The 12319-nt window shown below is 67.9% G+C and carries 12 protein-coding genes; all 12 read right to left on the reverse strand.

Translation table 11 applies throughout. The annotated features are described in order from the left end of the window. Positions 1-116: 116 nt before the first annotated feature. Complete coding sequence (locus tag M0G41_RS15750) at positions 117-611, reverse strand: chemotaxis protein CheW (RefSeq protein ID WP_248211012.1); 495 nt, start codon at positions 609-611, stop codon at positions 117-119. Between the two features lie 35 nt (positions 612-646). After that, positions 647-2866 (reverse strand): methyl-accepting chemotaxis protein, encoded by a 2220-nt coding sequence (locus tag M0G41_RS18720; RefSeq protein WP_282452981.1) that lies wholly within the window; start codon positions 2864-2866, stop codon positions 647-649. Between the two features lie 103 nt (positions 2867-2969). Continuing rightward, entirely contained in the window at positions 2970-4997 is a 2028-nt protein-coding gene (locus M0G41_RS15760; protein ID WP_248211013.1) for a chemotaxis protein CheA, read from the reverse strand. Positions 4998-5002: 5 nt separating this feature from the next. Beyond that, entirely contained in the window at positions 5003-5371 is a 369-nt protein-coding gene (locus M0G41_RS15765) for a response regulator (protein ID WP_248210888.1), read from the reverse strand. Further along, positions 5368-5655: an STAS domain-containing protein gene (locus tag M0G41_RS15770; RefSeq protein WP_248210890.1), complete on the reverse strand. Its 288-nt coding sequence runs from the start codon at positions 5653-5655 to the stop codon at positions 5368-5370. The genes M0G41_RS15765 and M0G41_RS15770 overlap by 4 nt, the downstream gene beginning before the upstream one ends. 94 nt (positions 5656-5749) lie before the next feature. Continuing rightward, positions 5750-7063: a chemotaxis protein CheW gene (locus tag M0G41_RS15775; protein ID WP_248210891.1), complete on the reverse strand. Its 1314-nt coding sequence runs from the start codon at positions 7061-7063 to the stop codon at positions 5750-5752. A 70-nt stretch (positions 7064-7133) separates the two neighbouring features. Then, positions 7134-7910 (reverse strand): ParA family protein, encoded by a 777-nt coding sequence (locus M0G41_RS15780; protein WP_248210892.1) that lies wholly within the window; start codon positions 7908-7910, stop codon positions 7134-7136. A gap of 3 nt (positions 7911-7913) precedes the next feature. Continuing rightward, a complete protein-coding gene (gene motD, locus M0G41_RS15785; protein ID WP_248210893.1) occupies positions 7914-8834 on the reverse strand; it encodes a flagellar motor protein MotD in 921 nt (306 codons plus the stop codon). Positions 8835-8841: 7 nt separating this feature from the next. Further along, complete coding sequence (locus M0G41_RS15790; protein WP_248210894.1) at positions 8842-9582, reverse strand: flagellar motor protein; 741 nt, start codon at positions 9580-9582, stop codon at positions 8842-8844. Between the two features lie 51 nt (positions 9583-9633). Further along, entirely contained in the window at positions 9634-11313 is a 1680-nt protein-coding gene (locus M0G41_RS15795; protein ID WP_248210895.1) for a chemotaxis protein CheA, read from the reverse strand. A 14-nt stretch (positions 11314-11327) separates the two neighbouring features. Continuing rightward, entirely contained in the window at positions 11328-11924 is a 597-nt protein-coding gene (locus M0G41_RS15800) for a protein phosphatase CheZ (RefSeq protein ID WP_248210896.1), read from the reverse strand. Next, complete coding sequence (gene cheY, locus M0G41_RS15805) at positions 11921-12310, reverse strand: chemotaxis response regulator CheY (RefSeq protein WP_248210897.1); 390 nt, start codon at positions 12308-12310, stop codon at positions 11921-11923. Before cheY ends, M0G41_RS15800 begins: the two co-directional genes overlap by 4 nt. Positions 12311-12319: the final 9 nt, after the last annotated feature.

A 12319-nucleotide genomic window follows, 5' to 3' on the forward strand; every position in this document is an offset into this window, starting at 1 on the left:
CAAGCGGCGCGGGATCCCGGGATGATGACCCCGGCGGTGGGCGTTAGGAGACGGCGGCAGCGTGGATTTTTTGCACAGGTGCATCGTTGTTCCCGGTGGCCGTTCTGGGCCGAGGCTCAATCGTCCTGGTCCACCAGGGCCATCTCGGGGCTTAGCATCAGCCGCTCGATATCGAGCAGGATCAGCATTCGCTCCTCGACCGTGCCCATGCCTGCGATGAAGCGGGAGTCCATGCCCGCGCCGAGGTCCGGCGACGGGCGCACCGTGGCCGGGTCGAGTTGGGTCACGTCGGAAACCGCGTCCACCACCATGCCAATCACCCGACTGGACACGTTGAGGATGATCATCACGGTGAACGCGTCGTAGACCGGCTGGCCGAGACGGAAGCGGATGCGCAGGTCGACTACCGGGACGATGGTGCCGCGCAGGTTGATCACGCCCTTGATCCAGGGCGGTGAATCCGGCAGGCGGGTCACCGAGTCGTAGCCACGGATCTCCTGGACTTTCAGGATGTCCACGCCGTATTCCTCATCGCCCAGGGTGAAGGTGAGGTACTCGTCGAGGATCACGTTGCCGGTCTCGCCGGCGAGGCTGGCGGCAGCCGCGGCCATTGCCGTGTTGCGACGAACCGGGGCGATCTGGGTGCTCATCGGGATTCCTCCTCGGCACCGGCGTCCTCATCGGGTGAGTCGGCATCGCCGTCCGGTTCGGACAGATCGTCGGCGCGGGCGCCATCGTCCTCCGCTTCCTCGTCGGCTCCGGTTTCGTCCATCTCGGACTGTTCCACGGCCAGGCGGAAAGCGGCCACGGCACCGGCCAGACTGTCCGCCTGGTCCTCGAGTGCCCGCGCGGCGGCGGAGGCTTCCTCGACCAGGGCCGCGTTCTGCTGGGTCGACTCATCCATCTGGGCGACGGTCTTGTTCACGACCTCGATGCCTGCCGACTGCTCGTCGCTGGCCGAGGCGATCTCGCTCATGATGTCGGTCACGCGCTGCACCGAGGCGACAATCTCGGACATGGTCTTGCCAGCGGCGTCGACCAGCTGGGCGCCGGTTTCCACGGTCTTCACCGAATCGGCGATCAGTGCCTTGATCTCCTTCGCCGCGTCGGCCGAGCGCTGGGCCAGCGAGCGGACCTCGCTGGCCACGACGGCGAAGCCGCGGCCCTGCTCGCCGGCCCGGGCAGCTTCCACTGCCGCGTTCAGCGCCAGGATGTTGGTCTGGAAGGCGATGCCGTCAATGACGCCGATGATGTCGCCGATCTTCTTCGACGAGGCGGTGATGCCGTCCATCGTGGTGACCACCTTGCCGACTACCTCGCCGCCGCGGGCGGCGACTTCCGCCGCACCCACCGCGAGCTGACGCGCCTGCCGGGAGTTCTCGGCGTTCTGTTTCACCGTCGAGGTCAGCTCCTCCATCGACGAGGCGGTTTCCTCGAGGTTGGCGGCCTGCTGCTCGGTGCGTTCGGAGAGATCGGCATTGCCCGCAGCAATCTCGGCCGCTGCGGTCTGGATCTGCTCGGTGGCGTCCTTGATGCGGACAATGATGGAGCGTAGCTGCGCCACCATGCTGTTGGCGTCTCCAGCCAGCTTGCCGAAGGCGCCCTCGTAGCGTTGGTCGATGGACCCCGAGAGGTCGCCTGCCGCCAACGCACCGAGCAGATCGCCGACGTCGGACAGTCCGGCATCGGCCTGCTCCATCAGCCTGTTCAGGCCCACGATCATCTCGCGGAAATCGAACTCGAACCGGCCGGCGTCGCCGCGCGCGCTGAAATCGCCGCGTCCGGCGGCATCGGACAGGCGCAGGATGTCGTCCTTGATCTCCGACAGCCGGGTACGCACTTCCTCCATGGCGTCGGAGATGCGCGCCTGGCGACCGGGCAGGGGGTCCATGCGTACCGCAAAGTTGCCCCGCGCGTACTCGCGCACGATCTCCAGCATCTTGTCCTGGGTCCCGAGCAGGTTGTCGGCCAGGGCATTCACCGCGCCGGCCATCTCGCGGTAGCCGCCGCGCAGTTCGGCATCGTCAAGCCGGGCGTCCGTGTCGCCCGCCGAGAATCGTTGTCCCAGTTCGATCTGCGAACGGATGAACGCAGCCAGCTGGTTCTTGAGCTCGCGCATGTCCGCCAGCAATGACTTGTCGCTGCCGTGCACGGTGACCTCGCGTTCGAACTCACCGGCGCTGATTCTGCGCACCACCTCGGCCGCGTACCCCGGTTCGCCGCCAAGCTGGCGCATGACCTGCCGGATGATGGACAGCGCAAGCAGGACCATGGCCACAGTCGCAACGAGCAGGCCGAGCAGCTGCAGGATGCTCACCTGGGCCCGGATGGCGGCAATCTCCTCGACCTGTGCCTGCTGCGCGGCCTCGATCTTGGCGCTGAGCGACTTCAGGCCGGCGTCCACCTCGGCGAAGGCGTTGGCGAAGACCGGGGTGATGCTGCTCGCCGAATAGGGGTCTTCTTCGGTGGCGATCTTGAAGATGTCGTTGGCCTGGGTGATGTAGAAGTCCACCGGTCCGGCCAGTGCGGCGATCTCCTGTTTCACCTCTTCCGGCAGTGGAAGCTCCGCGCTCTCGGCGAGGCTCGCCTTCAGGCCTTCCGCGTTCTGCTTGAGCTGCTCCTCGATGCGTACGCCGGTCGAGGGATCGGCAAGGAAGGAGGCGACCATCGACTCCAGCGCGTCGGCGCGCAGCGAGGCGTGGTAGACCACGGATTTCTGGTGCACCGCCGAGGCGGTCGCTGCCGCGGCCAGCCGGTCGGCGGCGTTGGACAGCTGCCACTGGCCCCACCAGCCCACCGCGCCCATCAGGAGGATGCCGCCGATGCCTGCACCACTGAGTTGCCAGAGTCTGTTCCTGAACCGCATCGCTAAGTTCTCCCTCCCGTTGCGATGTGCGCGCCGATGATCCGGCTAGCGTGTATCGGTCAGTCCTCCCGGTCCATTGGGAATACCCCGCACACCGGCGCCGTCAGCTGGCGGATGCCTGGTTGCTGACGCCGCGTGCCAGACCGCCGACATCGACGATCAGCGCCACCCGGCCATCGCCGAGGATGGTGGCGCCTGAAATTCCCGGAATTCGACGGTAGTTGGCCTCGAGGTTCTTGACCACGACCTGCTGCTGGCCGAGCAGGGCATCGACCTCCAGCGCGAGACGCTTGCCGTCGCTTTCCACCACCACGACCATCGGTTCATTGGCGGCCTTCTCTTCTATCTTGTAGAGCCTTGCGACGCTGAACAGCGGCAGGTAGTCGCCGCGCACCTTGAGCACGCGGCCATCGGCCTGCACCGTGCGGACGTTCTCCGACTGCGGCTGCAGCGCCTCGATGACGAAGCCCAGCGGCAGCACGAAGGTCTCGCCACCGACCTGGACCAGCATGCCGTCCAGGATGGCGAGGGTCAGCGGTAGGCGCACCGTGATCTTGGTGCCCTTTCCGGTATGGCTCTCGATGCCGACCTCGCCGCCGAGGGCGAGGATGTTCTTGCGCACCACGTCCATGCCGACACCGCGCCCGGACAGGTCGGTGACCTGGTCTGCCGTGCTGAAGCCGGGTGCGAAGATCAGCTCCCAGACCTGCGAATCGCTGGCGTTCTCTGGGATTTGCAGACCGCGTTCCTGCGCCTTGCGCAGGATTCTTTCGCGGTTCAGGCCGCGGCCGTCGTCGGCGACCTCGATCACGATGTGGCCGCCCTGGTGGGACGCGGCGAGGGTGATGTTGCCGGATTCCGGCTTGCCTGCTGCGCGTCGCTCCTCGGTGGTCTCAAGGCCATGGTCGATCGAGTTGCGCACCAGATGGACCAGCGGGTCGGCGATCTTCTCGATGACGCCCTTGTCCAGCTCGGTGGCCTCGCCGACGGTCTTCAGACGGACCTGCTTGTTGAGGCGGGTCGAGAGGTCGCGAACCAGGCGCGGGAAGCGTGAGAATACCGAGCCCACCGGCAGCATCCGGATGCCGATCACCGCTTCCTGGAGGTCACGGGTATTGCGTTCGAGCTGGACCAGCCCGGCGAGCAGCCGCTCGTGCGAGGCCGGTTCCAGCTCGGAGCCGGCCTGCTTGAGCATGGCCTGGGTGATGACCAGTTCGCCGACCAGGTTGATCAGCGCATCGACCTTGGACACCTGGACCCGCAGGGTGCCCTCGGTGGCGCCGCCGGCGCTGGCCGCAGCGGCGACCGGAGGCGTGTCGCTGGGCTGCGGACTGACCTGCTGCGGCTCGGCGGCGGCGCTCACCGGCTGCGGCGCCGGCGCCGCAGCGGGTGGCGGAGCTGCCACCGTCATCGACTTCTGCGGAGTGATCTCCAGATCGCACTCGTCCTCGACCCAGGAGAAGACGTCCTCGACCTGCGCCTTCTTCAGCGCACCGTCGATCGAAACCTCCCACCATAGGCGGACCTCGAAGGGGTCCATGTCGGCGAAGCCCGGGAGACGGTCGAAGTGGCATTCGGTTCGGGCGTCTCCCAGCCGCTGCAGTTCGCGCAGGATCCGCAGGGGGTCGTTGCCGCTCATGAACATGGACGGGTGCGGCTTGAACACCACGTTCCATCCGGTCGGCTCGGCCGCTGCCGGTGCTGCGGCCTGGGCGGCCTTCGCCGGCGTGGGGGCGCCTGCGCCGCCGGAAAGCACGTTCTCGAGGCGCTGCTGGGTGGCCTGTACCGAGGCGTGATCGGCCTCGCCGCCGCGCTCGGCCACGTCGAGCAGGGCCCGGAGCACGTCGACCGAAGCGAGCAGGGCGGAGAGCGACTCGGTCTCCGGAGCGCGCTTGCCCGCGCGCATCTCGTCGAGCAGCGTTTCGAGGACGTGGGTCAGCGCGGCGATCTCGCTGAACCCGAACGTCGACGCGCCGCCCTTGATCGAATGCGCGGCACGGAAGACGGTATGGATGGTTTCGGCGTCGGCCCGGCCCGACTCGATGTCGAGCAGCCCCGCCTCCATTGCATCGAGACCTTCCCGACTCTCGGCCAGGAAGGTGGCGTGGAAGCGGGAGAGGTCCATGGGCAGCTACCTCAACCCAGCACTTTGCGTAGGGTGGCGACCAGCTGCTCGGGATTGAACGGCTTCACCAGCCAGCCGGTGGCACCGGCAGCCTTGCCTTCCTGCTTCTTGTCCAGGCCCGCCTCGGTGGTCAGCATCAGCAGAGGAATGAACTTGTAGTCGGGAAGCTGGCGCAGGTGGCGGATCAGCGTGATGCCGTCCATGTTCGGCATGTTCACGTCGGCAACGACCGCATTGAACTTCTCCTGCTTGGCCTTCTCCAGGGCGACCACCCCATCCTCGGCCTCGACCACATCGAACCCGGCCGATGTGAGCGCGAATGCGACCATCTGCCGCATGGACGCGGAATCATCGACTGCGAGGATGCGCGGGTTGCTCATTCTTGTTCTCCGGACTCGGACAGACCGAGGGCAGTAGTCAGCGCCATAACGCGGGCAGCGTCAACCAGCGCGGGGGAGGGGGATTCGATACGGGTCTTGCGTCCCGCGTTGTGGCGTTCATGGAAAAAGGCGGCGAGCAGCTGCAGACCTGCACCGTGCACCCGCTCCACGGCCGATCCGTCGACGACCACGCTGCGCCCGGAATCCAGCTGGGTCGAGAGCTGTTCCTTGAGCTCGCTGGCGCGTTCGATCCCGAGATCGTTGCCGAGTTCGATGGGAGGCATGGAGGCTTTGATCCAGATTCACCCTGTGATGCGCAGTTTAGGCGCAAACCGCTCCGGGATTGAAGCGGCGCGCCGCACAATCCGGGCGCCCCGGCTAGGCCAACAGACGGCTCGCGTCGAGCATGATGATGATCAGTCCCTCGCGTCGGGACACCCCGCGAACGACCTCGGCGGCCAACAGCGAAGGCGTGCCACTGATACGTTCCATGCGGCCTTCAGAGAGATTGACCACGTCGGCGACGCTGGCGACGAGCAGGCCCAGCGTCTCGCCTTTCTCCTCGAGAACGATCACCCGGCTGGCTTCATTGGGCTCTGTAGGGGGAAACCCTAACCTCACCGCAAGATCCATCACCGGCACGATCTGACCGCGCAGGTTCATGACGCCCAGGGTGGCCTCATCGGTGCCGCGCACCGGCAGGATCAGGGGCACCCGCAATACCTCCTGCACCTTCAGGACCTCGACCGCAAAGCTCTGTCGGGCGAGGTTGAAGCGTAGCCATGCCGCGACCTTGTCCTCGGCGCGGCGTCGGCGCTCGGACGGTGCGGAGGGCTCGCCATGAGCCGGGGCCGGCTCACTGGGTGGAAGGAGGGCCTCGATGGCGCGGCTGGCGGCACCGGTAGGGGTCGGCAGTGGTGACCTGGTCCTGGCCGGCGCGGGTGCCGCGGCGGGCGCCGGAGTTGCCGGGGCATCGCCCGACCCCTGCAGGGCGTCGAGCATCGCCTCGAACTCGTCCTCGCTGATCTCGTCGCCGCCCTGGCGGAAGGCGGCGAGGGGATCGCCGTCGCCTTGCCCCGCAGGCTCCGCCGGAGCCTGCGGGGCCGCGACGGGTTTGCCCTCCAGGGCATCGAGCATCGCCTCGAACTCGTCTTCGCCGATCTCGTCGCCCCCCGAGCGGAATGCGGCCAGGGGGTCCCCGCCTGCCGCCTCGCCTTCGGCGCCGGCCGGGCCGGGCGAGGGCTTTCCCTGCATGGCGTCGAGCATGGCCTCGAACTCGTCCTCGCCGATTTCGTCGCTGCCCTGGCGGAATGCGGCCAGCGGATCGGCGTCGCCCCGTGCATCCGCTGCAGCCTCCGGGTCCGAGTCAGCGTCGGCGGTCGTGGTCATGGACGGTTCGTCGTCCGCCTGCGGCTTGCCCTCCAGGGCATCGAGCATGGCCTCGAACTCGTCGTCCGAGATGTTCGGGCTTCCCTCGCGGAATGCGGCCAGTGGATCCCCGGCGGGCGCCTCGACCTGCTCCGCTGCCGGACTGTCCGACCCATCGGCCGCCGGTTCGGGGTCGGGCTGCGAGTCCGAACTCGGCGCCGGCTGTTTCCCGGATGGCTTGTGCTGTGCGGCCCTGGGGTCGCCCTTGCCCGGGTCGTCCATCAGCTCGCTGAGGTAGTCGTCGATCAGGTCGTGGCTGCTCATTCGGCTCTCCGCACCGCGCTGTCCGTCCCGCCGCGGCACGCCCAGGCCAGCCCGCTGTCGAGCGTCCTGCTCATGAAGCCACCTCGTCGAGGTGGTCGCTGGCCAGCAGCCAATCCAGCGCCCGTGAGTAGGCCGGCAGGCCGCGCGCCTGGCTGTCGTTGCCGTCGGGTCCCAACAGATGATGGATGTCACGCAGGCGGGTGTCCACCGGCACCGCGTCGTTCCAGGACTGTGCCTCGAAACGTGTGCGCATCTCGGCCAGGGTGTCGGTGGCGACCCGGGTGCGCTTGTCGAACAGGGTCGGCAGGATCGAGATCGGAAGCGGTCGCGCCCGCGAGCGGCTGACCATGGCTGCGGTGCGGGCGATGCCCTGCAGGCCGAACTGAGCGAGGGGCTCGGTCTGGGTCGGTACGATCAGCCGGTCCGCCGCGGCCAGCGCGTTCACCATCAGCAGACCCAGCGTGGGCGGGCAGTCGAGCAGGGCGTAGTCATAGGCATGGGCGACGTCCGACAAGGCGACGCCCAGCGCGCGGCCCAGCCCCGGCCTCTGCCCGGCGCGACGCTCGAGCGTGGCGAGGCCAGGCTGGCCGGCAATCAGGCTGAGTCCCTCGACGGGCGTTGAGCGACGCAGTCCGGCGATCGGCTGCGGCGGCTCGTCGAAGAGTTCGAGCACGCCGGGCGTCGGCGGCTCGGCGGCAAGGCCGAGCGCCTGGGTCATCGAAGCGTGTGGATCAAGGTCCAGCAGCAGCACACGGAAGCCGCGGTGCGCGAGGCGGCTGCCGAGGGCCAGCGTCGTCGTGGTCTTGCCGACGCCGCCTTTCTGGTTGGCGATGGTCCAGATGCGCATCGATCAGGGCTCCGTGCTGTCGTCGATGGGGGCGACCATGGTGGATGGTGCGCCTTCGGCCGGGTCGGCCATGGCATCGGGTTCGGCCATGTCGGCGAGGATCACCACGACCACCCGGCGGTTGGCGCGGCGACCCTCGGCTGTGTCGTTGCCAGCGATGGGACGCATGTCGCCATAGCCCAGCAGGGACAGCCGTGACGGGTCGATGCCGCGCGCGGCGAACACCCGCAGCACGCTGGCAGCGCGAGCGCCGGACAGCTCCCAGTTGCTGGGGAACTGAGCGGTGGCGATCGGCACGTTGTCGGTGTGGCCCTCGATTCGCACAGAGTTCGGCACTTCGAGCAGTGCGTCGGCCAGCGGATTGAGCACGCGCAGCGCCTGCTCGTTGGGCAGGGCCGAGCCGCTGGCGAACAGGATGTCGGACTTGATCGCGACCTCGATCCACAGGTCGGTGCGATTGACCGCGATCAGGTCGCGTTCGATCAGCCCGCCCAGGGTTCTCTCGATATCGTCGCCGATGGTGTTGAGCTGGTCACGCGCGCGCATCACCTCGGCGCGGTCCGCGGCCAGCATCGGGTCGGGCAGGTTGTTGCGGATCTGTCGCGAGACACGCGGCAGGTTGGGCAGGCGACTGGCCGGAATCGGCGCCACCAGGCCCTGCGCACCGCGGATCACGATCGGCGGCGAGCGGTCGGCGTCGGAGCCGCTCATCTGGGTGCCGACCTGGATCGGGTTGAGGGTCTTGGGCGGCCCGCCGAAGGCCGCGTTGAGCGAGTAGGAGAGAACCCGGTACTTGCCCTCGTTGACCGAGGAGATGGCATACATCACCACGAAGAACGCCAGCAGGAGCGTGATCAGGTCGCCGTAGGGAATCGCCCACGCCTCGTGGTTCGCATGATCTTCATGCGCTCTGCGTCGTGACATGGGCGCGTCAGTGGACAAAGCCGGAGAGCTTGGCTTCGATATTGCGCGGGTTCTCGCCCTGCGCGATCGCGATCAGGCCCTCGATGAGCAGTTCGCGCTCTGCGACGCGGCCGGCGATGATGCCCTTGAGCTTGGCTGACACCGGCAGGAAGAACAGGTTTGCCGAGGCGATGCCGTAGACCGTCGCGGTGAAGGCCGCGGCGATGCCCGGGCCGAGCTTGGTCGGGTCGGCAAGGTTCTGCATCACGGCCATCAGGCCGAGCACGGCGCCGATGATGCCGAGTGTCGGGGCATAGATGCCCATGCCCTCGAAAACCTTGGCCGCGGCCATCTCGCTATGCTCCTGACTGCCGAGGTCGATCTCCAGCATGGAGCGGATGGCCTCGGGCTCCAGGCCATCGACCAGCATCTGCAGTCCCTTCCGGGTCATCGGGTCGGTCATCTTGGCAATCTCCGCCTCGAGGCCGAGGAGACCCTGGCGACGGGCGACATTGCTCCACTCCACGACCTGCGCGATGAGCAGGTCGGTTCGGGTCTGCGGTGGCTTGATGATCCAGGGCAGGATCGCGAAGGCCTTGCGGAAGGTCTTCATCGGCGTATGCAGAAGGATCGCGGCCAGCGTGCCGACGATGACGATCAGGAACGCGGCCACGTTGACCAGCGCCATGAATCCGGCGCCCTTGGCGATCGCCCCGCCGACGATGGCCAGCAGGCCGAGGGTCAATCCGAGCAGGGTCAGTACGTCCATGATCTATGCCTATCGACCATCCGCGGCCGAGCTTGAGGGGGGCGGCGCGCTTCAGCTCCGTGCGAGCGCATCGACATCGAGGATCAGGGCCATCCTGCCGTCACCGGTCAGCGTGGCGCCGACGTGGCCCCTCACCGCACGCAGCGACTTGGGCAACGGCTTGATCACCACCTCCTCGCGGCCGCGCACCTGGTCGACGACCAGGCCGATGGGGCCATCGCCGGTGATCAGCAGGACCACGTGGGAGGGGCCGTCCAGCGGTCCCTCGCCCAGCCAGCGGCGCAGGAAGACCAGCGGCATGGGCTGCTGACGCAGGTCGAGCATCTCGCGGCCGTCGACCCAGCGCAGCAGTTCGGGCTGATAGGGCAGGACCTCCTGCACGCTGGCCAGGGGCAGGGCGAAGACGCGGTCGACGCAGTGCACCAGCAGGGCGGGCAGGATGGCGAGGGTCAGCGGCACCCGGATCAGGAACCGCGATCCTTCGCCGAGCTTCGATTGGATCGACACCCGGCCGTTGAGCTCGCGAATCTTCGACTGGACCACGTCCATGCCGACGCCGCGGCCCGAGATGTCGCTGACCTCGGCCTTCGTCGAGAAGCCGGGCAGGAAGATCAGCTGGAAGGCTTCGTCAGGGCCGAGCCGGGCGGCGGCGTCGGCGTCGATCAGGCCCTTCTCGCGTGCCTTGGCCTTGATCACCTCGGGGTCGATGCCGCCGCCGTCGTCGCGCACCTCGATGGCGATGTGGTCACCTTCCTGCCGCGCGGCGAGGATCACCCGTCCGCAGCGCGGCTTGCCGACCCGTTCGCGGACGTCGGGCGCCTCGATTCCGTGGTCGATGGCATTGCGCACCAGATGGACCAGCGGGTCGGCCAGCGACTCGACCAGCGTCTTGTCGAGCTCGGTGTCGGCGCCGACCAGCTCAAGGTCGACCTCCTTGCGCACCGCCCGTGCGACGTCGCGGGCGACCTTGGGAAACCGGGAGAAGACGCGTCCGACCGGCTGCATGCGCGTCTTCATGACCGCGCTCTGCAGGCGGGTGGTCGAAACGTCCAGAGCGGCGATGGCGCGGTCGACATCGTCATCGCGCCGGGCCCCGCGCAGGGTCTTCAGGCGGTTTCTCGCGAGCACCAGTTCGCCGACCAGGTTGACGATGGCATCGAGGCGTTTGGTGTCGATGCGGATGGTGGTTTCGACCGGCACCTCGCGCGTCGCCTCGATCGAGCGCTTGTCCACCTCGCCGGCCGGGCGGGCCCGTTTCGGGGCGGCGACCTGGGACGGCGCCCCGGCTGGCGCCTGGCTGCCTTCGCCGGCTGGCTTGCCCGCCCCGGCCGCGGCAGCGGCGCCGCCGCCCGCATCGGGGGTATTCAGTCGCACGATCAGCCCGTCGGGCGCCGGGCCCAGGGCCTGGCCGGCACCCAGCTCGCCGAGCATGCGGACGACATGGTCGAGCGCCTCCTGGGCGCCGTCGCAGAGTTCGGGATCGAGCGCGCGCTTGTTTGAGCGGACCAGTCCGAACTGCTCCTCCAGCGCGTGGCAGAGCTCGACCAGGGGCTGCAGGTTGAGGAAGCCGGCGCCGCCCTTGATCGTGTGGAAGCCGCGGAACACCGCGTTCAGCAGTTCCTTGTCGCCGGGGCTGCGCTCGAGCGCGACCAGCTCCTCGCCGAGGCGGCTGGCGATCTCCTGGGCCTCGACCAGGAAGTCGGCGGCGATGTCATCCGTCATCTCGCTCACGCCGGCGTGTCCTTTCAGAGGTCCAACTGGGAGAGCAGGTCGTCGGCGTCGTCCTGCGACACGCCGTGGCTGTCGACGCCCTTGACCGCCGGCCCGGCAAGTCCGGTGTCGTTGCGCTGCTCGGCACGCACGTCGATGCCGAACGCGGCCACCGTGTCATAGACGCGGTCGACCACCCCGACCACGCGCTTGATGATCTGCCCGGTAAGGTCCTGGTAGGACTGGGCGAGGGCCACCTCGGAGAGGTTCTTGCGGACGGCGGCCAGCGCCTCGCCACCGGCCTCGGGCGGAATGCTGTCGAGCAGCTCGCGCGACTTCTCGACCAGGTCGAGGGTAGTGTGGGTGGCGTCCTCGGTCATCTTGACCACGTGCTGGAGGCGTGCGCTGGCGTCGGGCAGTTCGGCGAACAGCGGATCGGCCACATTCAGGGAGCCCAGGGTCTCGCCGAGCTCGCGGGCCAGCCGGGCCAGCGCCTGGATCACCGGGCTGGTGCGCAGCTCGGCGATGGCATTGATGGCAGCCTTGAAACCCTGTTCGTCGTTGGCTTCCAGCGCTTCGAGCGCGGCATGCAGCCGCGCGATGAGTTCCTCCCGCCCCCCGGCATTGCTCATGCCGCCTCCAGCCTCTCGAAGATCTTGGTCAGCTTTTCCTGCAGGGTGGCCGCGGTGAACGGCTTGATGATGTAGCCGTTCACGCCCGCCTGCGCGGCCTCGATGATCTGCTCGCGCTTGGCCTCCGCGGTCACCATGAGTACCGGCATCTTGGCCAGCGCGGCATCGGCGCGGATTTCCTTGAGCAGTTCGATTCCGGTCATGCCGGGCATGTTCCAGTCGGTGACCACGAAGTCGAACTTGCTGGCCCGCAGGGCCTGCAGGGCGGCGTTGCCGTCTTCGGCCTCGGCGGTGTTGGTGAAGCCCAGATCGTTGAGCAGGTTCTTGACGATGCGACGCATGGTCGAGAAGTCGTCAACGATCAGGATGCGCATGTTCTTGTTCACGAAAGTGGC

The sequence above is a fragment of the Pseudomarimonas salicorniae genome, from assembly GCF_023156535.1.
In the GTDB taxonomy this organism is placed as follows: domain Bacteria; phylum Pseudomonadota; class Gammaproteobacteria; order Xanthomonadales; family Xanthomonadaceae; genus Pseudomarimonas; species Pseudomarimonas salicorniae.